The 24,631-nt window shown below is 65.7% G+C and carries 24 protein-coding genes; 11 read left to right on the top strand and 13 right to left on the bottom strand.

The features are described 5' to 3' along the window. Positions 1-157 precede the first annotated feature (157 nt). On the top strand, positions 158-793 hold the full coding sequence (locus ACFJGT_RS23775) for a pyridoxamine 5'-phosphate oxidase family protein (protein WP_377843393.1): 636 nt from the start codon (positions 158-160) through the stop codon (positions 791-793). A gap of 175 nt (positions 794-968) precedes the next feature. On the opposite strand, the gene ACFJGT_RS23770 is transcribed toward ACFJGT_RS23775, so the two are convergent. The 5 genes from ACFJGT_RS23770 to ACFJGT_RS23750 all read right to left on the bottom strand — a co-directional run bounded on the left by ACFJGT_RS23770 (position 969) and on the right by ACFJGT_RS23750 (position 4,893). Further along, positions 969-1,967 carry an adenosine kinase gene (locus ACFJGT_RS23770; RefSeq protein WP_377843391.1) on the bottom strand — a complete coding sequence of 333 codons (999 nt, stop codon included), beginning with the start codon at positions 1,965-1,967 and terminating at the stop codon, positions 969-971. A 98-nt stretch (positions 1,968-2,065) separates the two neighbouring features. Further along, on the bottom strand, positions 2,066-2,440 hold the full coding sequence (locus ACFJGT_RS23765; protein ID WP_377843388.1) for a helix-turn-helix domain-containing protein: 375 nt from the start codon (positions 2,438-2,440) through the stop codon (positions 2,066-2,068). After that, the gene (locus tag ACFJGT_RS23760) at positions 2,437-3,000 is read right to left on the bottom strand and encodes a Smr/MutS family protein (RefSeq protein ID WP_377843386.1); all 564 of its coding nucleotides are present in this window, start codon (positions 2,998-3,000) and stop codon (positions 2,437-2,439) included. The genes ACFJGT_RS23765 and ACFJGT_RS23760 overlap by 4 nt, the downstream gene beginning before the upstream one ends. A 1-nt stretch (position 3,001) precedes the next feature. Next, the gene (locus tag ACFJGT_RS23755; RefSeq protein WP_377843383.1) at positions 3,002-4,171 is read right to left on the bottom strand and encodes a murein transglycosylase A; all 1,170 of its coding nucleotides are present in this window, start codon (positions 4,169-4,171) and stop codon (positions 3,002-3,004) included. Beyond that, complete coding sequence (locus ACFJGT_RS23750) at positions 4,168-4,893, bottom strand: Tim44/TimA family putative adaptor protein (protein ID WP_377843379.1); 726 nt, start codon at positions 4,891-4,893, stop codon at positions 4,168-4,170. The genes ACFJGT_RS23755 and ACFJGT_RS23750 overlap by 4 nt, the downstream gene beginning before the upstream one ends. A gap of 247 nt (positions 4,894-5,140) precedes the next feature. On the opposite strand from ACFJGT_RS23750, the gene secB reads away from it, so the two are divergent. Together secB and ACFJGT_RS23740 are read left to right on the top strand one after the other, a co-directional pair. Beyond that, on the top strand, positions 5,141-5,635 hold the full coding sequence (gene secB / locus ACFJGT_RS23745) for a protein-export chaperone SecB (RefSeq protein WP_377843376.1): 495 nt from the start codon (positions 5,141-5,143) through the stop codon (positions 5,633-5,635). Positions 5,636-5,806: 171 nt separating this feature from the next. Then, positions 5,807-6,541 (top strand): TerC family protein, encoded by a 735-nt coding sequence (locus ACFJGT_RS23740; RefSeq protein ID WP_377843374.1) that lies wholly within the window; start codon positions 5,807-5,809, stop codon positions 6,539-6,541. Between the two features lie 164 nt (positions 6,542-6,705). Here ACFJGT_RS23740 and dnaQ read toward each other — a convergent pair whose 3' ends face one another. Genes dnaQ through ACFJGT_RS23715 form a run of 5 tightly spaced genes read right to left on the bottom strand, consistent with a single transcriptional unit; the run spans position 6,706 to position 10,356 of the window. Then, positions 6,706-7,422, bottom strand: coding sequence for a DNA polymerase III subunit epsilon (dnaQ, locus tag ACFJGT_RS23735; protein WP_377843371.1), 717 nt, complete (start codon positions 7,420-7,422; stop codon positions 6,706-6,708). A 4-nt stretch (positions 7,423-7,426) separates the two neighbouring features. After that, a complete protein-coding gene (coaE, locus tag ACFJGT_RS23730; protein WP_377843368.1) occupies positions 7,427-8,041 on the bottom strand; it encodes a dephospho-CoA kinase in 615 nt (204 codons plus the stop codon). A gap of 15 nt (positions 8,042-8,056) precedes the next feature. Beyond that, positions 8,057-8,890, bottom strand: coding sequence for a shikimate dehydrogenase (locus ACFJGT_RS23725; protein WP_377843365.1), 834 nt, complete (start codon positions 8,888-8,890; stop codon positions 8,057-8,059). Positions 8,891-8,902: 12 nt separating this feature from the next. After that, the gene (locus tag ACFJGT_RS23720; RefSeq protein WP_377843362.1) at positions 8,903-9,529 is read right to left on the bottom strand and encodes a Maf family protein; all 627 of its coding nucleotides are present in this window, start codon (positions 9,527-9,529) and stop codon (positions 8,903-8,905) included. Next, the gene (locus ACFJGT_RS23715; protein WP_377843359.1) at positions 9,526-10,356 is read right to left on the bottom strand and encodes a pyruvate, water dikinase regulatory protein; all 831 of its coding nucleotides are present in this window, start codon (positions 10,354-10,356) and stop codon (positions 9,526-9,528) included. Before ACFJGT_RS23715 ends, ACFJGT_RS23720 begins: the two co-directional genes overlap by 4 nt. A gap of 493 nt (positions 10,357-10,849) precedes the next feature. Between ACFJGT_RS23715 and hemE the strand changes: the two genes are divergently transcribed. The 8 genes from hemE to ACFJGT_RS23675 all read left to right on the top strand — a co-directional run bounded on the left by hemE (position 10,850) and on the right by ACFJGT_RS23675 (position 20,259). Further along, on the top strand, positions 10,850-11,884 hold the full coding sequence (gene hemE, locus ACFJGT_RS23710; protein ID WP_377843356.1) for a uroporphyrinogen decarboxylase: 1,035 nt from the start codon (positions 10,850-10,852) through the stop codon (positions 11,882-11,884). A gap of 10 nt (positions 11,885-11,894) precedes the next feature. Then, positions 11,895-12,317, top strand: coding sequence for a protoporphyrinogen oxidase HemJ (hemJ, locus tag ACFJGT_RS23705; RefSeq protein ID WP_377843353.1), 423 nt, complete (start codon positions 11,895-11,897; stop codon positions 12,315-12,317). A 225-nt stretch (positions 12,318-12,542) separates the two neighbouring features. Next, entirely contained in the window at positions 12,543-13,808 is a 1,266-nt protein-coding gene (gene rho / locus ACFJGT_RS23700) for a transcription termination factor Rho (RefSeq protein WP_377843350.1), read from the top strand. Between the two features lie 799 nt (positions 13,809-14,607). Next, the gene (gene mnmE / locus ACFJGT_RS23695; protein ID WP_377843347.1) at positions 14,608-15,921 is read left to right on the top strand and encodes a tRNA uridine-5-carboxymethylaminomethyl(34) synthesis GTPase MnmE; all 1,314 of its coding nucleotides are present in this window, start codon (positions 14,608-14,610) and stop codon (positions 15,919-15,921) included. 65 nt (positions 15,922-15,986) lie between these two features. Continuing rightward, entirely contained in the window at positions 15,987-17,876 is a 1,890-nt protein-coding gene (mnmG, locus tag ACFJGT_RS23690; protein ID WP_377843344.1) for a tRNA uridine-5-carboxymethylaminomethyl(34) synthesis enzyme MnmG, read from the top strand. Then, positions 17,873-18,520, top strand: coding sequence for a 16S rRNA (guanine(527)-N(7))-methyltransferase RsmG (gene rsmG, locus ACFJGT_RS23685; protein WP_377843341.1), 648 nt, complete (start codon positions 17,873-17,875; stop codon positions 18,518-18,520). The genes mnmG and rsmG overlap by 4 nt, the downstream gene beginning before the upstream one ends. Then, complete coding sequence (locus ACFJGT_RS23680; protein WP_377843337.1) at positions 18,517-19,347, top strand: ParA family protein; 831 nt, start codon at positions 18,517-18,519, stop codon at positions 19,345-19,347. Before rsmG ends, ACFJGT_RS23680 begins: the two co-directional genes overlap by 4 nt. Before the next feature lie 30 nt (positions 19,348-19,377). Beyond that, the gene (locus ACFJGT_RS23675; protein WP_377843335.1) at positions 19,378-20,259 is read left to right on the top strand and encodes a ParB/RepB/Spo0J family partition protein; all 882 of its coding nucleotides are present in this window, start codon (positions 19,378-19,380) and stop codon (positions 20,257-20,259) included. A gap of 66 nt (positions 20,260-20,325) precedes the next feature. On the opposite strand, the gene holA is transcribed toward ACFJGT_RS23675, so the two are convergent. The 3 genes from holA to leuS are packed head-to-tail and all read right to left on the bottom strand — an operon-like array spanning position 20,326 to position 24,505. Continuing rightward, positions 20,326-21,354, bottom strand: coding sequence for a DNA polymerase III subunit delta (gene holA, locus ACFJGT_RS23670; RefSeq protein ID WP_377843333.1), 1,029 nt, complete (start codon positions 21,352-21,354; stop codon positions 20,326-20,328). A gap of 6 nt (positions 21,355-21,360) precedes the next feature. Continuing rightward, positions 21,361-21,894: an LPS assembly lipoprotein LptE gene (lptE, locus tag ACFJGT_RS23665; RefSeq protein ID WP_377843331.1), complete on the bottom strand. Its 534-nt coding sequence runs from the start codon at positions 21,892-21,894 to the stop codon at positions 21,361-21,363. Further along, positions 21,881-24,505, bottom strand: coding sequence for a leucine--tRNA ligase (gene leuS / locus ACFJGT_RS23660; protein ID WP_377843329.1), 2,625 nt, complete (start codon positions 24,503-24,505; stop codon positions 21,881-21,883). The genes lptE and leuS overlap by 14 nt, the downstream gene beginning before the upstream one ends. Between the last annotated feature and the right edge of the window lie 126 nt (positions 24,506-24,631).

Below are 24,631 nucleotides of genomic sequence, written 5' to 3'. Positions count from 1 at the left end.
CTTGACCCGAGCATCTCTTGCCGCGTGAGGCTCCGGCATCGTCTCGTCCGGAGATTCCCGGATCTACGCTTCGCTTCGCCCGGGAATGGCGGCAGTTTCCGGACGGTGACGCGCTCCGCATAATAGTCTAGACATATGCCGATCCATGGAGACCGGCATGTCCGACCACCGCATCGCCTCGCTCGACGACCTCGCCCGCGCCTATCCCAATCCGGTCGCGCCGGCATCGACCTTCAAGGAGATCGGCCACGTCGATGCCAACTATGCGGCGCTGATCGCGGCCTCGCCGTTTTTCGTGCTCGCGACGGTCGGTCCGGAGGGGCTGGATTGTTCGCCGCGTGGGGATTTGCCGGGCTTCGTCACGGTCCGGGACGCGAAAACGCTCCTGATTCCCGACCGAAAAGGCAATAACAGACTGGATTCATTGAAGAATATCCTGTCCGACGATCGAATCGGAATGCTCTTCCTGATCCCCGGTTGCGGCGAGACGCTGCGCGTGAACGGACGTGCGGAGATTTCCTGCGACCCTGAGTTGCTCTCGCGGTTCGAGATGGCCGGGAAGCTGCCGGCGAGCGTCATGGTCGTCCATGTCGAGGCCGTCTACTTCCAGTGCTCGCGCGCGGTGATGCGGGCGGAGCTCTGGAGCCCGGAGCGGCAGGTAGACCGGCGCAACCTGCCCTCCCCCGGAACGATGCTGCGCGACATCACGGCGCGCAACGCGGAGGTCGCGACCTTCGACGGCAAAGCCTATGACGAGGCGCTGCCGGGCCGGGTCAAGGCGACGCTGTATTGAGAGAAGCGGTCAGCCTTGTCATTCCGGGGCTTCGCGCAGCGAAGAGCCCGGAATCCACGAGTGGGTGAGACCGAACGTTCAGCAGCGCGGCAGGAATTGTAATTCGGGCATCGCCCGGTCGTGGGTTCCGGGTTCGGCCCAGAGGGCCGCCCCGGAATGACAAGCCGTGGCGCTCTCAGAGCAGCCCTTCGTTGCCCGCCAGCGTCTTCAGGCTGACATCGGGACGGGCCCCGACATGCGAGATGATCTCGGCTGCGGCCAATGCGCCGAGGCGAAGCGAATCACGGGTCTCGCGGTTCGAGGTCAGGCCGTAGAGGAAGCCTGCGGCGAAGAGGTCGCCGGCGCCGGTCGCATCGACCACGCGCTCGACCGGGAAGACCGGCTCCTCGACGATGCCGTCCGGCGTCACGGCCAGCGCCCCCTTCTCGGAGCGGGTGACGACCGCGAGGATGTTCTCGGCACGCAGCGCGGCCAGCGCGGTGTCGAAATCCGAGGTCTGGTAGAGGCTCTTGAGCTCGTGCTCGTTGGCGAAGACGAGATCGACCATGCGGTTGCGGATCAGGCCGACGAACTCGTCGCGATAGCGGTCGACGCAGAAGGAATCCGACAGGGTGATGGCGACGCGGCCACCTGCCTTGTGCGCGATCTCGGAGGCCTTGCGGAAGGCCTCCTTGGCCGCCGGCGGATCCCAGAGATAGCCTTCGAGATAGACGATGTCGGCGGCCTCGACGGCCTTGGCGTCGACATCCGCAACCGAGAGGCCCTGGCAGGCGCCGAGATAGGTGTTCATCGTGCGCTCGCCATCGGGCGTGACGATGATGAAGGAGCGCGCCGTCGCCGGGCCTTCCGTCGCATCGGCCGTGCCGAAGGCGACGCCGAGCGAGGTCAGGTCATGGCGATAGAGCTTGCCGAGCTCGTCGCCCTTGACCTTGCCGATGAAGGCGCCCTTGCCGCCGAAGGAGGCGAGGCCCGCGATGGTGTTGGCGGCCGAGCCGCCCGAGATGATCCGGGCCGGGCCCATGGCGGCGTAGAGCGACTCGGCGCGGGCCTCGTCGATCAGCATCATCGCGCCCTTGGTCAACTTCTGGGCGATGAGGAAATCCTCCTCGGCCGAAGCCAGCACGTCGACAATGGCATTGCCGAGGGCGAGAACGTCCGTGCGGGTCTGGGTCATGGCTCTTGCTTGTTCTGTCCGGAGGGCGCGGCCCATCGGCCGATAGGGAAGGTCCTGGCCCTGTCGCATCCGCCTGCCGTGCGGTCAAGCATCGCGGATCAGGCCGGGTCGCGGCGATTGGAGGCCTCGTCGAGGGTCGCGGCGAGCCGGCGCAAATCCTCGCCCTCCAGCAGGGCGATCTCGCGCGACAGCCGATTGGCGAAGAGTGTCGCTTCGGGGTCCAGCCCGGCGGTGTCGATGGTCACGCGGGGATGCGAGAGATCGGCGAGGCGGACGAGTTCGTCAGCCTCGTCCCAGATCACGCCGAGGAGATGGATCGTGCCCTGGATCAGCGTGAAGGTCGGGCGGCCGCGCTTGCCGTGCTCCAGCGCCGAGAGATAGGCCGGGGAGACGCCGAGGCCCTCCGCCATCTGCGCCAGCGTCATGCCGCGCGCCTCCCGCAAGGCCCGGACGCGCTGGCCGAAGGGCGTCACGGCCCGTGCTCCCGCAAGCGGCGCAGGCGGACATAGAGCGCGCCGGAACCGCCATGGCGCTGCTCGGCCTCCTCGAAACCCAGGACCAGCGAGCGCAGGTCGGGGAGGCGCAACCAATGCGGCACCATCCGGCGCAACACGCCGCGCTCGTCACCAAAGAGAGCCGGCGCCAGCGCGCCCTTGCCGGTCACCACCAGGGCAATGCGGCAGCCGCGGCGCTGCTCGCGGCGCAGGAAGGCATGAAGCGCCAGATGCGCCTCGTCCTGCCGCATGCCGTGCAGGTCGATGGAGGCGTCGACGCTCTGCTGGCCGCGACGCAATTGCGTGCGCAAGCGCCGCTCGATCGGTGCCAGCGGCGGGGCCGCGGGTGGCGCGCTCTTCACCGGCATCGCCGCCACGACGGCGCGCATCTGGGTTTCCGGCGGGGCGGAAGCAGTCGTTTCGGCAATCGGCTCGGGTTCGACGGGTGCCCGGCCGGGCAGCGGCTTGACCGAGCGCGCCACCTGGCGCCAGAGCGCGATATCGACCTCCGTCAGCGTCTTTCCGCGGCGAGACCGCATCTCAACGCGGCCAGAGCACGGTGAAGGCGACGGGATGACGGATCAGGCCGGCGCGATGCCCCGCCGCAGCCCCTGAGCCGACGAAAAGGTCCATGCGAGCCGGGCCGAGGATGGCAGAACCGATATCCTGCGCGATCATCAGGCGCGCCAGATGCTCGTCGCCGCCGATGCCGTCGGGGATCGTGGTGTCGATCCAGACCGGCAGGCCATAGGGCCAGGCCGTGCGATCGACCGCGATACTGCGGAGCGGCGTCAGCGGCAGGCCGGCGCCGCCGATCGGGCCGCTCTCGGCCGGCAGGTCGTCGCGGCGCGCGAAGAAGACGAAGGACCTGTTGAGGCGGATCAGGTCGCGCGCGAAGCCGGCATCGGCCTTCAGCCGGGCGATCAGCCGGTCCATGGTCATCTGCTCGGGCGGAATGCTCTCGCGCTGGCTGAGGACGCGGCCGAGCGAGGTATAGGGGTGGCCGTTGCGGCCGGAATAGGTCAGTCGCGTCACCGATCCGTCCGGCAGCCGGACGCGCCCCGAGCCCTGCACCTGCAAGACGAAGCGGTCAACGGGATCGCGCAGCCAGAGAATTTCGAGTCCCTGGCCGTCGAGCGCGCCGGTTTCGATCGCCGTTCGGTCTGGGAAGGGCTCGAAACCCACAGCGGTGCGGCGCGCCGCCGACAGCGCCTTGTCGAGCGCCGGCCAGTCATCCTCGGAAAAGCGCGTCACCAGATCCTTCGGCCGGTCGTAGAGCGGAGTCGGGAAGGCATCGGAGCGTCTCAGCGAACCCTCGAACTCAGGCTCGAAATAGCCGGTCGTGAAGCCGGTTCCGCCGCCTTCCGGCCGGATGCGCCAGAAGGAGAAATTCTGCTCGAAGAAAGCTTTCGCCTGCTCGCGATCGACCGGCCCTGCGGTAATCAGCGCCTTCGCCTTGTCGCAGACAGCGCTCAACCGCTCAGGGAGCGGCACGCCCTGGCGCAACGGCGGATCGGCCATGCAGCCCTTCGCGAAGATGGCGAAGGCCTTGCCGTGATCATCGCTGGCCCAGCCGGGAATCGCGACCGGCGACAGCGCCTCGGCGCGGGCTCCTGGGGGCAGCGGGGGCGACGAGGCCATGGCGGTCACGGAGAGAAGGCCCAGGGCAGCGGAGAGCGCCAGTGCGACACCGGCGCCGCCGCGCTTCACGCGGCGGATTCGGTGGCGACGAGCAGCCAGTTGGGGTCCCGGCTGCCGAGCTGGCGCGAGAAGGTCCAGATATCGCTGACCTCGGAGACCTGCTCGGCGCTGCCGTCGACGACTGCGCCCTGCGCATCGCGGGTGACGCTGATCAATTGCGAGACGAAGGCGATCGTGACCTGGGCGGTCTTGCCCTTGACCTCGACGGCTGCGAGATCGGCCTTGTCGATCGAAACGAAATTCGATTCGGCCTTCTCGCCGCGCTTCTCGCGCTCGGTGATGGCCTGCTCGAAGCCGTCATAGACCTCCTTGGCGAGGAGGCCCTTCAGCATCTTGCGGTCGCCGCGGGCGAAGGCGGTGACGATCGCCTCGTAGGCAGCCTTGGCCCCGCCGACGAATTCATGCGGATCGAAGCTCGGCTCCTGGCGGATCACCGCCTCGATGCCGGCGCTTACGGGCGAATCCGGGGCAGCCAGATCCTTCCAGCGCTCGGCCGCGGGCGGCTCCGGCGCAACAGGGTCGTTGGCGGCGCCCGGCAGGCGGATCACGTTGTCGCGCTTTTCAGGTGCTTGCGGCTGGTCGGGCCGCACCGGCGGCGTCTCGCGGCGAGCGAAGGGGTCCTTTGGCTGTTCGTGACCGGTCTTCTGGCCGAGCACGGAGCGCAGCTTCCAGGCCACGAACACAGCCAGCACCAGGAAGACCAGAGTCTGCATGTCGAAGGAATTTTGCATCGAAAGCTGACCCGCGGCTCCCCGTTATTGGCTTGGCCCTGCCGCATCGCTGCGCCGGGCGTTCACCAGTCATATGGTGAGACTGGCTCGTAACATCCACCCCCCCGCTTGTGAAGGCGACTTCTTGTGCCGGCACGGTGTCCATGATAGCCGACGCGCGCGCCGCTCCATAGCATGGAGCGCAGTCCCGAATGCCGGCAGAGGCACGGGATTTCCCGAGACAGCCTGCCAGAACGAGATGGGACCGATGGCCAACGAACTCCCCAACGGCAATGGCGCCGGCGCCGAAGCGGCTCCGAGCCTGAACGCCCTGATCCAGTACACCAAGGATTTCTCGTTCGAGAACCCGAAGGCGCCGCGCTCGCTCGCCCAGCAGGATGCGCAGCAGGGCCCGCAGATGTCGCTGCAGGTCAATGTCGGCTCGACCGCTCTCGGCGACAACGATTACGAGACCGTGCTGCGCCTCGAGGGCAAGGCCGAGGTCAAGGGCGAGACGCTGTTCGCCTTCGACCTGAGCTATGCCGGCGTGTTCCGCCTGCAGAACATCCCGCAGGAGCATGTCCATCCCGTGCTGGTGATCGACTGCGCCCGCCTGCTCTTCCCCTTCGCCCGGCAGATCATCGCCGAGGCCGTGCAGAACGGCGGCTTCCCGCCCTTCTACGTGCCGCCGATCGACTTCGCCCAGCTCTTCCAGCAGCGCCTGCAGGAGCTCGAAGGCCAGCAGGGCACCGCGACCAACTAATCGGCCGCCGCATCGCCGCGCCATGACGGAAGGGCCCTCGCGGGCCCTTTCTTCGTTTATTGCGGATAATTGTTGTCCTTGCAGGGCAAGGTAGCCCTCTCCATGTGCTTGGGATCAACGGCGGACGCCCCGGCAGGGACGCCCGCCTTTTCCGTATCCGATGGAGACCCGATGGACCACCTGATGACGCTTGCCGCCGATCCCACCGTCTGGGCCGCACTCGGGGCACTGATCGCCATGGAGGTCGTGCTCGGCATCGACAACCTGATCTTCATCTCGATCCTGACCAACAAGCTGCCCGAGCACCAACGCTCGAAGGGCCGCAAGATCGGCATCGGCCTGGCCCTCATCCTGCGCCTCGCCCTGCTTGGCACCGTCGCGATCATCGTCAAGCTGACCGCCCCGATCTTCACGGTCTTCGGCCAGGCCTTCTCCTGGCGTGACCTGATCCTGATCGCCGGCGGCCTCTTCCTGGTCTGGAAGGCGACGAAGGAAATCCATCACAAGGTCGATCCCGATCCGGAATCGGTCCTGGCCGAGGGCGGCACGCGCGCGGTGACGCTGAGCTTCGGCGCCGCGATCTTCCAGATCCTGATCCTCGACCTGGTGTTCTCGATCGACTCGATCATCACCGCCGTCGGCATGACCGAGCATGTTCCGGTCATGGTCATCGCGGTCATCGTCGCCGTGCTGACGATGCTGCTCGCCGCCGATCCGCTGGCGCATTTCATCGACAGGAACCCGACCGTCGTGATGCTGGCGCTGGGCTTCCTGCTGATGATCGGCGGCACACTGATCGCCGAGGGCTTCGGCGTGCACGTGCCGAAGGGCTATATCTACGCCGCGATGGCCTTCTCGGCCCTGATCGAGGCGCTCAACATGGTATCGCGCCGCCGGGCGCGATAGGCTCTGGGCTCACCCTCTCCTTGTCATTCCGGGGCGCGCCATAGGCGCGAACCCGGAACCCACGACTGGGCAGGCGCTCGCGATCAGGTGCCTGAGAGGACTCACCCAGTCGTAGGTTCCGGGTTCTTCGCTGCGCGAAGCCCCGTAATGACAAACCGAGCGGGCTACTGCGCCGCGTCGTCGGTGATGCCGAGATAGCCCTTCCAGAGCGGCGCCTTGAGCGAACGGAGAATGAAGGTCTCGTGCGCCTTGAGCGCCTCCTCGCTAAGGCGCGGCGCAAGCGGACGCTGACGCTGCGGCTTCTCGACTGCCGCCATGGCGATGCCCCCCCGCCCTGCGGCGGCATCGACGCCAAGCCCGAGCGAGGCCTGCTTGCCGCCGATCAGCTCGATATAGACCTCGGCCAGGATCTCGGAATCGAGCAGAGCGCCGTGCTTGGTCCGGCGTCCGTTGTCGATACCGTAGCGCGAGCAGAGCGCGTCGAGGCTGTTCGAGGCGCCGGGATGCTTGCGGCGCGCCATCGACAGCGTGTCGACCACGAAGGCCTGCTCGATCGGCGGCATGCCGAGACGCTTGAACTCCATGTTGATGAAGCCGACGTCGAAGGCGGCGTTATGGATCACCAGTTTCGCACCGGCGATGAATTCCGCGAATTCCTGGGCGATCGCAGCGAAAAGCGGCTTGTCCGACAGGAACTCTTCCGAGAGGCCATGGACGTTGAAGGCCTCGATCGGCATCGAGCGTTCGGGATTGATATAGACGTGGAAGGTGCGACCGCTCGGGCAATGGTTGAGCAGCTCGACGCAGCCGATCTCGACGATGCGATCGCCGTTATTGGCTTCGACGCCGGTGGTTTCGGTATCGAGAACGATCTCGCGCATCGCTTCAGGACCTCATTTGCGCACCGCGCCCGGGGCGGCCGGCGAGCGCCATCAGGATAGAGCCGACCTGCCGCTCGGCGGCCACGAGGCCGCGCGACGTGTCCACAAGGAAATGGGCGCGGCGGCGCTTCTCCGCATCCGGCATCTGGCGCGACAGGATGGCGTCGAGCTTTTCCGCGGTCATGCCGGGCCGGGCGAGAACACGCTGGCGCTGCACTTCGGCCGGCGCCGTCACGACGAGGACGGCATCGCAGCGCGCCTCGCCACCGGTTTCCAGCAGGAGCGGCACGTCGATGATGGCAAGCTCCGCTCCCTCCCGGCGGCAGCGGTCGAGGAAGGCTTCCTCCTCCTCGCGCACCAGCGGATGGATGATCGCTTCGAGCCGGCGCAGCGCTTCTGGCTTGCCGAGTACGGCGGCGCCCAGCTTTACGCGATCGACCGCGCCATCGATCACCGTGCCGGGGAATGCGGCTTCGATCGGGGCTGCTCCTCGGCCGCGATGCAGGCGATGCACGGCCGCGTCGGCATCATGCAGGGGCACGCCGCGCTTCTCGAAGAGCTGCGCGGTCGTCGATTTTCCCATTCCGATCGAGCCCGTCAGGCCCAGCACGAAGGTCATGGCGGCTCCGGCGAATCAGGCCTTCAGGATATCGGCTTCGATCGGCGCGCGCAGGGCCGGCGTCACCTGCGGCGTCACGCCGAACCAGCGGGCGAAGCCGGGCACCGCCTGATGCAAGAGCATGCCGAGCCCATCGACGGGGACGCCGCCACGCGATTCCGCTTCCGCCAGCAGCGCCGTCTTCAAGGGAACATAGACGATGTCGTCGACGATCGTCCCCGGCCGTAGAGCGGCGAGATCGATCTCCAGAGGCGGCTTGCCCTGCATGCCCAAGGCCGTGGTGTTGACGATGAGATCGGCCTCGCAGACGAGGCTGTCACGCCTGCCCCAATCGCCAGCGACCAGCGGATGCCCGAGTGCGGCGACCAGCTCGGCGGCTCGCTCGGGGCTGCGGTTGACCACAATGATGCGCGCGACGCCGCGTGCCTTCAGGCCGTAGCAGATGCCGCGCGCCGCGCCGCCGGCTCCGAGGACGAGAGCCGTGCCCACCTTGCCCTGCCAGCCCGGCACCGTCGAATCGAGATGGGCAAGGAAGCCGCCGACATCGCTGTTGTCGGCGATGATCCGGTCGCCCTCGCGCCAGAGCGTATTGACGGCACCAACCGCCCGCCCCGCAGCGCTGATCTCATCGACCAGCGCCATCACGGCTTCCTTGTGCGGGACAGTGACATTGCCGCCAGCGAATTCGCCCGCGCGCATGCGAGAAATGAAAGCCGGAAGATCGGATGGGGCGACATCGATCCGCTCATAGGAGCCGGCAAGCCGATGCTCGCGCAGCCACTCGCCATGGATCAGGGGCGAGCGCGAATGCGCGATGGGATGTCCGATGACGAAGCAGCGAGGCGGCATGAATGCAGTCCGTTAGCGGGCGAGGCAATCGAGCTCGCGCAGAGACGCGAGCACCGCGAGCAGCGGCAGGCCCAGAATGGTGAAATGGTCGCCCTCGATCCTGTCGAAGAGCTGGGCGCCCGGCCCTTCGAGCTGATAGCCGCCGACGCTGGACAAGGCGGCCGAACCGGCGACGGCCAGATAGCGCGCGATGAAATCGGCCTTGAGCAAGCGCATTGTCAGGCGTGCCGCCTCGAGGCCCTCGGCCAGCGGCGCGCCGTCGCGTGCGATGACGAAGGCGGAGTGGAGTTCGTGCGTCCGGCCGGCGAGCGTGGCTATCTGCCGTTCCGCCGCCGCCAGATCGGCCGGCTTATGAAAAGCGATGCTATCGCAAGTGAGGGTCTGGTCGGCAGCCAGGACGAGCCGGCCCGGGCGATCACGCGAGACGGCGAGCGCCTTGGCGCAGGCCAGGGCAGCTGCGACCTGATCCGCCGGCACGCCGCGATCGACCAGAGGCCTCTCGACGGCCCGTTCATCTATGTCCGGCTTTACGACCTCGACCGGAATGCCCGCGGCCAGGAGCAAGTCCCGTCGGGTTGCACTACCTGAGGCGAGGATCAAGGGCTCGGCGGCGAGCCAGAGGCCGGATGATGTGCTCATGTCGCGATGAACTTCATGCGATGGTCGCGCAGCAGATCGACGATCGAGGCCGCGGTCTCCTCGATCGAGCGCCGGGTCACGTCGATCACCGGCCAACCCTTGCGGGCGCAAAGACGGCGCGATTGCGTGACCTCGTCGGCGACGGCGGTCGGATCGACATAGGACGTGTCGTCGTCCGCCCGCAGCGACAGCAGACGGTTCTGGCGGATCTGGACGATGCGGTCGGCGCTGGCGATGAGGCCGACGATCAGCGGCTTCTTGGCGCTTTCCAGTTCCGGCGGCAGCGGGATGTTCGGCACCAGCGGGATGTTCGCGGTCTTGATGCCGCGATTGGCGAGATAGATGCTCGTCGGGGTTTTCGAAGTCCGGCTGATGCCGACAAGGATGACGTCGGCATTGTCGAGATCGCCGCCCATCTGCCCGTCATCATGCAGCAGCGTGTAGTTCATCGCGTCGATGCGGCGGAAATATTCGGTGTTCAGCACATGCTGGGCGCCCGGCTTCGTTGCCGAGGCCTGGCCGAGATAGGACTGGAACAGCGACAGCACGGGCTGCAGAACCGAGAGGCAGGGGCAGCCGAGATCACGGCAGAAGTTCTCCAGCTTCTCCTGCCATTCCGGCTCGACCAACGTGTAGAGCACGACACCGGGCGAAGCCTCGATCTCGGCGAGGACACGGGCGAGCTGCGCCTCGGAGCGGACCAGCGGATAGACATGCTCGATCGCCGAGACGGTTTCGTATTGCGCGGCCGCGGCCCTGCTGACCGCGATCAACGTCTCGCCGGTGGCATCCGAGACCAGATGCAGATGGAAATAATTGCGGACCACGGCATCCCCCGGCCTGAAGCGTTCTCTTCCTCTAGCGCGCTTTGAGCGCAACCGGAATCGCCACGACGAGAATTGCCGCTGATGCCGTTTTTCCAGGCCGGAAGAACGCCGGACGGGATCTCGGCTTCGCGGCGGCGGGTTATCCCGGGCCATGGGGACCAGTGTGGACAACCGACCATAAAACGGAAACCCGGGAGCGGCTCTGTATAACCCCGTCAAACCATCAACAGCCGCCCGGCTGTGAATGGTAAAGAAAGTGTTTCACGTGAATCATTTTGGAAGCCGGCAGGGCTGAGGCCGATTCCAATTCGTTAATAAAGCCTTAACGGGTGGCCGGGCCTCCTGCCGACCCGCGACTCGCTGTCCCAGTGGCTGTGGATCGGTTGTGGACGAAATTGCGGCGGGCTATCTCCCTGCCTCCAAGAGTCAAAACAAAAAAGATTCTCTCTAGAAATCTTATTTGAGAGATAGCGGGATGGATGGCCCGTCAGGCATGACGACACGCGAGACCCCTGCCCTGATCCGTGTGCTCGGCGGTGAAAGCCTGCCGACCCCTCCGATCTGGCTGATGCGCCAGGCCGGACGGTATCTCCCGGAATATCGCGAGCTCAGGGCCAAGGCCGGCAGCTTCCTGTCGCTCTGCTACAATCCCGAGCTGGCAGCCGACGTCACGCTGCAGCCGATCCGGCGTTTCGGCTTCGACGCCGCGATCCTGTTCTCGGATATCCTGGTCGCGCCGCAGGCGCTGGGCCAGAAGCTTTGGTTCGTCGAAGGCGAAGGGCCGCGGCTGGAGCCGGTGGCCGACGCGGCGCGCCTGGCCGAGATCGATCGCGACGCCGATCAGAGCCGGCTCGACCCGATCCTGGAGACGGTGCGGCGGGTACGGGCTGCCCTGCCCTCCGGAACCGGCTTCATCGGCTTCTGTGGCGCGCCCTGGACGGTTGCGACCTATATGGTCGCCGGTCGCGGTACTCCGGATCAAGGGCCGGCGAAGGAGCTGTTCGGCCGTGACCCGGTGTTGTTCCAGGCGATCATCGACCGGCTCGTGACGTCATCGGTCGCTTATCTGAACGCGCAGATCGCGGCCGGCGTCGATGCCGTGCAGATTTTCGACAGCTGGGCGGGGTCGCTCGGGCCGGATGATTTCAGGCGGTGGTGCATTGCGCCGACGCGGCGGATCGTCGAGGGCGTGCGGGCGGTGCATCCGCAGGCGCGGATCATCGGCTTTCCCCGCGGCGCCGGGCATCTGATCCCGGAATACATCGAAGGCACCGGTGTCGATGCCGTCGGGCTTGAAACCGATATCGACCGGGGCTTCGCCCGTGAGGCGATCCAGTCCAAGGTTCCGGTACAGGGCCATCTCGATCCGCTGGTGCTGCGCGCCGGCGGCCCCGAGCTGGAACGGGAGGTCGAGGCGATCCTGACAGCGTTTGGAGACCGGCCCTTCATCTTCAATCTCGGCCACGGCATTCTGCCGGATACGCCGATCGCGCATGTCGAGCGCTTGCTGAAACGGGTACGGGGCTGAGGCTCAGACGATGTACGAGTGGATCAAGGCTTTCCATGTCATGGCCGTCATCTCCTGGATGGCCGGCATGCTCTATCTGCCTCGCCTGATGGTCTACCATGCGGAGGCGCAGACGGGCTCGATCCAGTCCGAGACCTTCAAGATCATGGAGCGCCGGCTGCTCAGGGGCATCATCAACCCGGCGATGATCGTGACTTGGGTGCTTGGCCTCTACCTCGCCTGGCACGCCTTCGGCTTCAAGGGCGGCTGGCTGCACGGCAAGCTCCTGCTCGTTTTCCTGCTCTCCGGCATCCATGGCGTGCTGGTGAAACACGTCCGCAATTTTGCGAACGACCGCAATGTGAAGTCGCCGCGCTATTTCCGCATCCTCAATGAGATCCCGGCCGTTCTGATGGTCGGCATCGTCATTCTCGTCATCGTGAAGCCGTTCTGAGGCTCGTCGCGCTTTCCGCTTGAGCCCGGATGCGCTTTCCGCTATCAGGACGCTGCGCTTCTCCAGCGTCCTCCCTTGTTGTCGACTGTTCGTGAGCCGCCTGCCCTAGCAGCAGCTCATGTCGCGCAACCCAAGCGCAGGTCCGGCCAGGACCGATCCAGTCGATCAATCCAGTACCGTCCTCTCCCCTGCTTTCCGGCAGGGTGTTCATGATCCGGGTGCCCCATGCGGGAAATCAAGCTTCAAGAGCTGAAGATCAAGTCGCCGACCGAACTCCTGGCCTTTGCCGAGGAAGTCGAGGTCGAGAACGCCAGCACCATGCGCAAGCAGGAGCTGATGTTCGCCATCCTGAAGCAGCTCGCCGCGCGCGAGACCGAGATCTTGGGCGAGGGTGTCGTCGAAGTCCTGCAGGATGGCTTCGGCTTCCTGCGCTCCTCCGATTCGAACTATCTGCCGGGGCCGGACGACATCTATGTCTCGCCCACGCAGATCCGGAAATTCGGCCTGCGCACCGGCGACACGGTCGAGGGTCCGATTCGCGGCCCGAAGGATGGCGAGCGCTATTTTGCCCTGCTCAAGGTCAACTCGATCAATTTCGAGGACCCCGAGAAGATCAAGCACAAGATCCATTTCGACAACCTGACGCCGCTCTATCCGGACGAGCGCCTGAAGCTCGAGGTGCAGGATCCGACGAAGAAGGATTTCTCGCCGCGGGTCATCGACATCGTCGCGCCGATCGGCAAGGGCCAGCGCGCGCTGATCGTCGCGCCGCCGCGCACCGGCAAGACGGTTCTGCTGCAGAACATCGCGCAATCGATCACCAGCAATCATCCCGAGTGCTATCTGATCGTGCTGCTGATCGACGAGCGCCCGGAAGAAGTCACCGACATGCAGCGCTCGGTAAAGGGCGAGGTCGTGTCCTCGACCTTCGACGAGCCGGCCTCCCGCCACGTCCAGGTTGCCGAGATGGTGATCGAGAAGGCCAAGCGCCTGGTCGAGCACGGCCGCGACGTCGTCATCCTGCTCGATTCGATCACGCGCCTCGGCCGTGCCTACAACACGGTCGTGCCGTCCTCCGGCAAGGTGCTGACCGGCGGTGTCGATGCCAACGCCCTGCAGCGTCCCAAGCGCTTCTTCGGCGCGGCCCGCAATATCGAGGAAGGCGGCTCGCTGACCATCGTCGCGACCGCGCTGATCGATACGGGGTCGCGCATGGACGAGGTGATCTTCGAAGAGTTCAAGGGCACCGGCAACTCGGAAATCATTCTCGACCGCAAGGTGGCCGACAAGCGCATCTTCCCCGCGATCGACATCATCAAGTCCGGCACCCGCAAGGAAGAGCTCATCACGCCGCGCTCTGACCTGCAGAAGACCTATGTGCTGCGCCGCATCCTCAACCCAATGGGTCCGCAGGACGCGATCGAGTTCCTCTTGGACAAGCTGCGCCAGACCAAGCAGAACTCGGAATTCTTCGATTCGATGAATACCTGACCGCCGCCACCATCAGTGAAGAGATTCGAATTCGCCGCCGTACTGATCTCCCTCCGGGATCGGTGCGGCGGCGAAGTCGTTCTGAATGCTCGCGAAGCGACTCCAACCCTTTTCCGCTCATAACGCCAAAGCAAAGTTGGCGCGCCGGTTGCTAGACGCGTAAGAGATCGAGTTCGATCGGGAGATCCCGCCGCGAAGCCAGGCGTTGCTTGCCCAGTGTCGATTCGGCAGCGAAATAATGCCCCTTTGTCGCTAGCAGCCCAGCCTGCGGATTGAAGGCTCACGTCGATGCCGGGTGTAGGCCATTTCAACCTCCCAAATTGATGAGATGGAAGCAGCAACCCTGCGTCTTGGAGATTTCGCGCGGGTATGACCAGTTCGGTGAGCTGGTCCGGCGTGACGTCGATCCGAACAACCAGAAAGCTGGAAGAACCGGCCATACCGCTAATTAACATAGTGGCTTAGCTGGGTCACCGGCGAGATTCTGCCGCCAGCACTACCAGGTAGTGCTTCGGTAGTTTCGGACGTTCATTCGTCATACCGGCCCTCGCTTCCGGGAATTGGCATTACCCTGTTGCATCAGGCAGGCGTGGCCGTGCTGAGCCGGGCACTGGCCCCATTGCGAGAAGGTGCCGATGGTCGACGGAGGGATGGTGGCCGGCAGGCTGCACGTCCGGCGAGCTTGATGTTCGGAGAGAGAGCGTTCATGACGCGACGGTCGCAGCCTTGTAGGCTGCCTTGATACGCAGGGCGGCTTCACTGGCACAGGCCACGCGGCCTCCCAAGGATCCGACAGGGCATGACAGGCGCGGAAGCCTCCCCCACCATCGTTGCCCTCTCCTCGGCGTCCGGCAAGGCCGGTGTCGCCGTGATCCGGGTTTCGGGGCCGCGCGTTCGATTCGTTCTCGAAACAATATGTGGAATCGTTCCCACGCCGCGCGTCGCGACACTGCGTAAGCTGGTCGATGGGCAGGGCGAGACCGTGGATAGCGCGCTCGTCCTGTTCTTTTCAGCTCCCGCCAGCTTCACCGGCGAGGACGTCGCGGAGTTTCATGTCCATGGCTCACGGGCGGTCCTGGCGCGGCTTCTCGCCGTTCTCACCGCCTTGCCTGGCTTGCGACTGGCCGAAGCCGGCGAATTCACCCGGCGCGCATTCGAGGCCGGGAAGCTCGACCTCGCTGCGGTCGAGGGCTTGGCTGACCTGATCGATTCGGAGACGGAATGGCAAAGGCAGCAGGCCTTGCGCCAGATGGAAGGCGCGCTGAGTGGCTTCGCCGCGAGCTGGCGAGCCTCCTTGATCGACGCCATGAGCCTGCTGGCGGCGGAACTCGACTTCTCCGATGAGGGCGATGTGTCCGGGCCCTTGCAACAGCAAGCGCTGGCCCTGGCGGCCGACGTGCTGGATTCGCTGCGTCGGGCCCTCGGCAGCTTCGCCATGGGTGAACGGGTTCGGGATGGATTCGTAGTCGTGCTGGCGGGTCCGCCCAATGCCGGCAAGTCCAGCCTACTGAATGCGCTGGCGCGGCGCGACGTGGCGATCGTCTCGCCGATCGCGGGGACCACGCGCGATACGCTGGAAGTGCGCCTCGATCTCGCGGGTCTTCCGGTCATCCTGATCGATACCGCGGGTTTGCGCGAGAGTGCCGATCCCATCGAGGCCGAGGGCGTCAGGCGGGCCAGGGCGCTCGTTGCGCGCGCGGATCTCGTCCTCAGCCTGCGCGCAGTCGATTCGGATCCGTATCGAGTCGAGAACGAGACCCAGCTGCTCAAGGTCGCCACGAAAACCGACCTGGCAGGTTCGGCCCTGCCGGATGAGCGGGCAATCTCCGTAAAGACCGGCGACGGGCTGTCGGAACTGCTCGACGATATCGTCTCGCGGCTTGAGCTCCTCGGGCATGGCGAACCGGCCCTGCTGACGCGCGAGCGGCATCGCATCGCGGTCACCGACGCGATTGATGCTCTCGAACGTGCGGTGGCGGCACGCCATGGGCAGGGAGAATTGCTGGCCGAGGACATGCGCCTTGCCGTGGTTGCACTCGAGCGCCTCGTTGGCCGGATCGATGTCGAGGATGTGCTCGATCGGCTGTTCGCGGGGTTTTGTATCGGAAAGTGAAGCCCACGCGGACCATGGCGGCGGTTTTCGTTGACCCATCCGCCGGGCTTCGCTAGCGAAACGGCATGTCAACTCATCGGCAGAAATACGACGTGATCGTCGTCGGCGGCGGCCATGCCGGAGCCGAGGCCGCGGCGTCTGCGGCGCGTTACGGCGCCCGCACGGCCCTGATCACGCACAAGCCCGAAACCATTGGCGTGATGTCGTGCAATCCCGCCATCGGCGGCCTCGGCAAGGGGCATCTCGTTCGCGAGATCGATGCGCTCGACGGCATCATGGCCCGAGCGGCTGACCTGGGCGGCATCCAGTTCCGCATGCTCAACCGCCGGAAAGGCCCGGCGGTCCGTGGTCCCCGCGCTCAGGCGGACCGCAAGCTCTACCGGCAGGCGGTGCAGGACCTGCTGGCGGCACAACCCAATCTCGATATCGTCGCCGGCGAGGTTTTCGACCTGGAGATCGAGGCGGGGCACGTCGCTGGGGTCATCCTGGCAGATGGACGTCGATTCGCTACCGGAACGGTCGTGCTGACCACCGGCACCTTCCTGCGGGGCCTGATCCATATCGGCGAGAAGCGGATTCCCGCGGGTCGCGTCGACGAGGCGCCCTCCCTTGGGCTTTCTGCGACGCTGGAACGCCACGGCTTTCCGCTCGGCCGCCTGAAAACCGGGACGCCGCCGCGTCTCGATGGCCGCAGCATCGACTGGAATGCTCTTGAGATGCAGCCGGGCGATGAACCGCCCGAACCCTTTTCGGCACTGACCTCGGCCATCACCAATCCGCAGATTTCCTGCGGGATCACGCGCACGACCCTGGCGAGCCACGATCTGATCCGGGCCAATCTCCATCGCGCGCCGATGTTCTCCGGCCAGATCGAAGGGCGGGGGCCGCGATATTGTCCGTCGATCGAGGACAAGGTGGGGCGCTTCGGCGACCGGGACGGCCACCAGATCTTCCTGGAACCCGAGGGGCTCGACGACGATACGGTCTATCCCAACGGGATTTCGACCTCTTTGCCCGAGGACGTGCAGCGCGACCTGCTGAAGACGATCCCTGGCCTGGAACGGGCGGCGATGCTGCGGCCGGGCTACGCGATCGAGTATGATTTCGTCGATCCACGCGCTCTCAAGAACACGCTGGAGACGCGCGCGCTCGGCGGGTTGTTCCTGGCCGGGCAGATCAATGGCACGACCGGCTATGAAGAGGCGGGCGCGCAGGGGTTGCTCGCCGGGTTGAACGCGGCACGCCTAGCAGGGGGAGCGGAGCCGACGGTCTTCGACCGGACCCAGTCCTATATCGGCGTGCTCGTCGATGACCTCGTGACGCATGGCGTTACGGAGCCGTATCGAATGTTCACATCGCGGGCGGAGTTTCGCCTATCCTTGCGCGTCGACAATGCGGATGAGCGATTGACGCCGCTGGGCTTGCAGCTTGGTATCGTCGGCACGACACGCCAGGTCGCTTTCGAAGCCCGCAATCGGGATATCTCCGTTTTGCGAGACGAGCTGAAGGATTTGTCGCTGACGCCGCAGCAGGCGCAAAGCTTCGGCCTGCAACTCAATCGCGATGGGCTTCGTCGCAGCGCCTATCAGATCCTGTCCTATCCAGACGTCTCGTTCGAGCAATTGACCGCAATCTGGCCGGAGCTGAGTGCACATGCCGCGCCGGTCGTGGCGCGGGTAACCGCGGACGCCGTCTATTCGGTCTATCTCGATCGACAGGCGGCAGAGATTCAGGCCTATCGCCGGGATCAATCTCTGAAGGTCCCGGCTGATCTCGATCTCGACGCGATTTCGGGCCTGTCGAACGAGTTGAAGCTCAAGCTGGCGGCCCAGCGCCCTGCCGATCTGGCCCAGGCGGGGCGGATCGAGGGGATGACGCCCGCAGCCCTGACGCTGCTGGCGGCTCACGCTCGAAAGGGCCGGGCGGCCACCGCATTATCCACAGGATCGACGTGACTGTTGATAAGAACGACCGCCAGCGCGCTTTGCGCTTGACGCCTGTTTCACGTGAAACAGAGGAGCGCCTCGCACTTCTGGTGGCCGAGCTCGGGCGCTGGCAGGCGGCGAAGAACCTCGTTTCCTCAGCGACGCTCGCCGAGGTCTGGACCCGCCATATCGCGGACTCCCTTCAGATCTTCGGACTGGCCGAGGGGCGCGAGCGCTGGCTCGATCTCGGCTCCGGTGGCGGCTTTCCCGGGCTGGTGATCGGCATCTGCCTGGCCGAGCAGGGCAAAGGCCGGATCGATCTGGTCGAGAGCAATGCCCGCAAATGCGCGTTCCTGCGTCATGCCGCCCGCATCACCGGCGCGCCGGTCACGGTTCACGCGGCCCGTATCGAAGATGTGATCGGCGATTTCACCGGCAAGGTCGATGTGGTGACGGCCCGTGCGCTGGCGTCCCTGCCCCAATTGCTCCTTTGGTGCGAAGAGCTGTTGAGAACCGGGACGCTGGGTCTCTTTCCCAAGGGACAACATCTAGATGCGGAATTGACCGACTCAGCCAGATATTGGAAGATTCAAGCGACAACGGTTTCCTCCGTGACTGACGATGCCGCGCGAATCCTGATGGTACGCTCGGCGGAGAGACGAGCCGATCAATGACTGAGCTCACATCCGTGACGACACCGCGCCGCCCGCGCGTGATCGCGCTTGCCAACCAGAAGGGCGGCGTCGGCAAGACGACGACGGCGATCAACCTCGGCACGGCGCTGGCCGCCATCGGCGAGAAGGTCCTGATCGTCGACCTCGACCCGCAAGGCAATGCCTCGACCGGGCTCGGCGTCGATCGTCGCAGCCGCAAGTCGTCGACCTATGACGTGCTCTGTGGTGATGTCGGCCTTGGGCAGGCCTTGCAGCCGACGGCCGTTCCCGGGCTGTCGCTGGCGCCTTCGACCCTCGACTTGCTCGGCGTCGAGCTGGAGATCGCCTCCGCCAAGGACCGGGCGCATCGCCTGAAGAACGCGATCGACGAACTGGTCTATGATCAGCGCTGCCAGGACCTGACTTATATCCTGATCGATTGCCCGCCTTCGCTCAGCCTGATCACGATCAACGCGATGACGGCGGCGGATGCGGTGCTGGTGCCGCTGCAATGCGAGTTCTTCGCGCTGGAAGGCCTGAGCCAGCTGCTCAAGACCGTGGAGCAGGTGAAGGCCGGCCTCAATCCGCGCTTGATCATCCAGGGCGTCGTGCTGACGATGTTCGATCCGCGCAACAACCTGTCGGGCCAGGTCATGGCGGATGTCAGGAGCTTCCTCGGCGACAAGGTCTACGACACCGTGATTCCGCGCAATGTGCGGATTTCCGAGGCGCCGTCCTATGGCAAGCCGGCGCTGCTCTACGATCTGCGCTGCTCGGGGTCGCAGGCCTATCTCCGACTGGCTTCGGAAGTGATCAAGCGCGAGCGCGCCCTGCGGGCCGCAGCGTAAATTACAATTTAGAGGTTGATGAGGATGGCAATGGCCGAAGAACAGGGGCGTTCCCGCCTTGGCCGCGGTCTGGCGGCGCTGATCGGCGATGTCGGTGACGAGATCGGGGCGATCGAGCGGGCGCGCGGCCAGCGTCGCGTGCCGGTCGAATTCCTGCGGCCGAGCGCTCGCAATCCGCGGCGCAATTTCGTGGAAGAAGATCTCGAGGATCTGACGACCTCGATCCGCGAGCGCGGCATTCTGCAGCCGATCATCGTTCGTTCCATTCCCGGAATGATGGATGCCTATGAGATCATCGCCGGCGAGCGTCGCTGGCGTGCCGCACAGCGCGCCGAGTTGCACGATGTTCCGGTCATCCTCGTAGAGGCCGATGATCGCGAGGCGCTGGAGATCGCCATCGTCGAGAACGTGCAGCGCACGGATCTCAACGCGATCGAAGAGGCCGCGGGCTATGAGCGCCTGATTGCCGAATTCGGCTATACGCAGAACGATCTGGCGCGGGTCATCGGCAAGAGCCGCAGCCATGTCGCCAACACGCTGCGCTTGTCGAAGCTGCCGGAGCCGGTGCGGAAGCTCGTCAGCGAAGGCGCGGTTTCGGCCGGCCATGCGCGTGCGCTGCTGTCCGTTTCGGACCCGGAATTCATGGCGCAGAAGATCATCGACGATGGCCTCAGCGTCCGCGATATCGAGCGTATCGTGCAGGAAGAGGCGCGGGGCGAGACCAAGAGTGCGGTGCCGAGCAAGCCGAAGGCGGTGAAGGACCCGGATACGCGGGCTCTGGAGAAGGCGCTGGAAGAGGCGCTCGGCCTGTCCGTCTCGATTGGGCACAAGGCGAACGGCTCGGGCGAGATCAAGATCGGCTACAGAACGCTCGAACAGCTCGACGCGCTCTGCCACCGCCTGAAATCCTGATCGCACGCTGATTTCGCCACAGCCGGACCGTCAGTGACGGGACAGCGTGACGCTGAGTCGCGCTGCTCAATCGCTCCGCCCGGCGCGTCCCAGCCGTGCGAGGGTCCAGAGGGCGCGTGCCGCGATGGCCCGGCCCATATCGGCGTTCTGCCGCGTCGCCAGCACCGCATTGCCGAGAAGGCCCACTGCTTCGCTCAGTTTGGCACTGGACCAGGCGTTGAGCGCGGCTTCCGTGGTCGCGATGCGCGGATAGGGCAGGCGCATCGTCGCGACCACATCCCTGACGCCGCGCCCGCCATCGATGCTCTGGCGGGCCTTCAGCAGCGTCAGCGCCTGGCGCAGCACAGTGCCGAGCATCACGCCGGGGTCGAGGCCTTCGCTGCTCAGCTTGGCCTGCGCGAGGTCGAGCACCGGTAGCTTTCCGGCAAAGACCGCATCGACCAGCATCGCCTGCTCGCGCTGGGCCGTGTCGCCGACGACGGCGTCGACATGCTCGACCTGTACGGCCGCATCCGTGCCGACATAGAGCAGCAGCTTCTCGATCTCACGGCGCGAGGTTTGCCGGTCGCCGCCGAGCAGCCCGATGAGGTGATCGCGCGTCGTACGGTCGATCGACTTGCCGGCGGCGCGAACCATTTCATCGATGATCGAGCCGAGATCACGCGCCGCATCGCCATAGCAGGGAATGGCCAGCGCCGTCTTCGCCTTCTCGCAGGCGGTGCGGATCGGATTGCTGCGCTGCAGGTCACCGGCCTCGACGATGACGAGCGCATCCTGGGACGGCGTCGCCAGCAGAGGTTCGAGGGCGGCCAGAAGCGGCTTCGAGGTCGGGGAAACCCGGATGGCGCGGCGGCCGCCGAAGAGGCCGATCGTGTTGGCCTCGTCGGCAAGCTTGAGCGGATCGGAGGCGATGGCATCGCCATCCATGCGCACGAGCTGGAAGGCGTCCTGCGGATCGTCGACGCTGGCCCGGGCGAGCCCGGCCGCCCGTTCCGAGACGAGGCCGGCATCGGGTCCGTAGATCAGGACCAGCCGCCAGGCGGGATCGAGCCGTGCGAGGGTCCGTTCGGCCTCGTGCGCCTTGATCGCAACCATGGTGCGTCAGGACGCGAGGTCGGCGGCGATCTGGCCCCGGACGATGGTGGCGAGGTTCTTCGCCGCGCGGACCTGCGCATCCCGCGCGGCGCGCACGGTCGCGAAGCGCTGCGACGAGCGCTCATAGGGAACACGCACGGAGTTCGTGCCGGTGGCGAGGACTTTGCCGGTACCGTTCTGGGTGAGCTTCCAAGTCGCCGTCGCGACGAGGACGGCCGAATCGGCGCGGCCATTGGCATAGTCGACGGTGACGATCTCGACCGATTCGGCGATCGCCGCTTCTAGCTTCGAGGTTCTCGGGGCGTCGGCGTCGCCGCTGCCGTCAAGCTCGAAAACCAGCTCGTTGCGGAAATAGTGGCCCACCAGACCCTTGATTTCGGGGATCTCGATGCCGCGCAGCGCCGTCTTGACGCTGCCGCCCATCGTGCTGGTCGTATAGTCGGAATAGAGCGGCTGGAAGCAGCCGCCGGCGAGGGCGGCGACCGTCAGCGCGGCCGCCAGCAGGAAGCGGCGGGGGCGGGCGGCTTCAGACGACGACATTCACGATTCTCCCGGGAACCACGATGATCTTGCGAATCGCGCGCCCTTCAAGGGCCCGCTGAACGGCCTCGCTGGCCCGCACGACCGCTTCCACCGCCACCGTATCCGCATCGGCGGCCACGGTCACTTCGGCGCGTTTCTTGCCGTTGAGCTGGACGGGCAGCGTGATGCTGTCATCCTTCAGCAATGCGGGATCGACCTCCGGCCAGGATGCCTCGCCGGCGAGGCCCGGCCGGCCGAGCGCGAGCCAGCATTCCTCGGCCAGATGCGGCATCATCGGCGCCACAAGCTGGGTGACGATCGTGGCAGCCTCAAGGAGCGCGAAGGCGATATCGGCGTCGAGTTCAGGCTTCTCGGCCGCGCCATCCAACGCCTTACCGATCGCATTGGTCAGCGTGTAGATATGGGCGACACAGCGGTTGAAGCCGAGGCGCTCGATATCAGCGCCGACGGCGTCGAGGGCGCGGTGGCTCGCCTTGCGCAGCGCCAGCGCGGCCTCGCCGATCTGGGCGGGCTCGGCTGCCTTGCCACCGGTGCGCTCGGCAATCTCCGCCACCATGCGCCAGAGGCGCTGGACGAAGCGGGCGGCGCCCTGCACGCCCTCGTCGGTCCAGATCACATCGCGATCCGGCGGTGAATCCGAGAGCATGAACCAGCGCGCGGTATCGGCGCCGTAGGAAGCGATGATGTCGTCGGGGTCCACGACGTTCTTCTTGGACTTCGACATCTTCTCGATCGAGCCGATCTCGATCGGCGCGCCGGTATCGACGTCGAAGCCGCGCCGGTCGGTGCCGGAGACCTCGATGCGGACATTGCCCGGCTCGACCCAGTCGCCATTGGCGGCGCGGTAGGTCTCGTGCACGACCATGCCTTGCGTGAACAGGCCGGCGAAGGGCTCGTCGAGCCCGGCATGGCCGGTCTTCTTCATCGCGCGGGTGAAGAAGCGCGAATAGAGCAGGTGCAGGATCGCGTGCTCGACGCCGCCGATATACTGGTCGACCGGCAGGAAGCGGTCGACGGCCTTGCGGTCGGTCGGGCTTTCGGTGCGCCACGGATCGGTGAAGCGGGCGAAATACCAGGACGAATCGACGAAGGTGTCCATCGTGTCCGTCTCGCGGCGGGCATCCTTGCCGCATTGCGGGCAGGCGACGTGCTTCCAGGTCGGATGATGGTCGAGCGGGTTGCCCGGCTTCTCAAAAGAGACGTCGTCCGGCAGCTTCACGGGCAGATCGGCATCCGGAACCGGGACCGTTCCGCAGGCGGAACAATGGATGACCGGGATCGGGCAGCCCCAGTAGCGCTGGCGCGAAATGCCCCAGTCGCGCAGGCGGAAATTGACCTTGCGCTGGCCGACCGGGCGGTTGCCGCGGATCTCGGCCTCCAGGCGGCGCGCGACTTCCTCCTTGGCTTCCGCGATGGTCAGACCGTCGAGGAAGCGGGAATTGATCATGCGGCCGTCGCCGTCATAGGCGGTGTCGGTGATGACGAAGCTCGCGGGATCGGTGCCTTCGGGCGCGACGACCGGGATGTTGCCCAGGCCATACTTATTGACGAAGTCGAGGTCGCGCTGGTCATGCGCCGGGCAGCCGAAGATGGCGCCGGTGCCGTATTCCATCAGCACGAAATTCGCGACATAGACCGGCAGCGTCCAGTTCGGATCGAGCGGGTGGATGGCGCGTAGGCCGGTGTCGAAGCCGAGCTTCTCGGCCTTGTCGATCGCTTCCTGCGCCGTGCCGGTGCGCTTGCATTCCTCGATGAAGGCCTGCAGCGACGGGCTCTTCGCCGCGATCGACTTGGCGATCGGATGATCAGGCGCGATGGCGACGAACTTGGCGCCGAACAGCGTGTCGGGACGGGTGGTGTAGACCTCAACCTCGTCCTGCCCAGCGCCATTCGATTCGAGAGCGAAACGAACCAGCAGGCCTTCCGAGCGGCCGATCCAGTTCTTCTGCATCAGCCGGACCTTTTCGGGCCAGCGGGTCAGGCCTTCCAGGGCGTCGTTCAGCTCCTGGCCGTATTCGGTGATCTTGAAGAACCATTGGGTCAGCTCGCGGATCTCGACGGGCGCGCCGGAGCGCCAGCCACGGCCGTCGATGACCTGCTCGTTCGCCAGCACGGTCTCGTCGACCGGGTCCCAGTTGACCTTGGCGGTCTTGCGGTCGACCAGCCCGGCCTTCAGGAAGTCCAGAAACATCTTCTGCTGGTGGCGATAGTAGCTGGGGTCGCAGGTCGCGAGCTCGCGGCTCCAGTCGAGCGACAGGCCCATCGACTTGAGCTGCTTGCGCATCGTCGCGATGTTCTCGTAGGTCCATTCGCGCGGATGGACCTTCTTCTGCTTGGCGGCGTTCTCGGCCGGCAGGCCGAACGCGTCCCAGCCCATCGGATGCAGCACCGAAAAGCCCTTGGCGCGCTTATAGCGCGCGACGACATCGCCCATCGCGTAGTTGCGGACATGGCCCATATGGATGCGCCCCGACGGATAGGGGAACATCTCGAGGACGTAGTAGCTCGGCCGTGTGTCGTCGTTCCTCGTCTCGAAAAGCTTGCGCTCTTCCCAGACGGTGCGCCATTTCGGCTCGGACTCTTTCGGATTGTAGCGTTCGACGGCCATGTCAGCGGGCAATTCTTGCGGGTTTGCCGGCTCCCGGAGGCAGGCCGGCGCAGGGGCTGAATGCAAAAACCGGATGTCGGAATCTTGCAACCTGCTCTAGGACACCATTGCGCGCACGCGGTCAAC

The sequence above is a fragment of the Allobosea sp. UC22_33 genome (assembly GCF_042700715.1).
Classification (GTDB): domain Bacteria; phylum Pseudomonadota; class Alphaproteobacteria; order Rhizobiales; family Beijerinckiaceae; genus Allobosea.
Note: the sequence above shows the minus strand (reverse complement) of the source record. Positions and strands in the feature narration are given on the sequence as shown.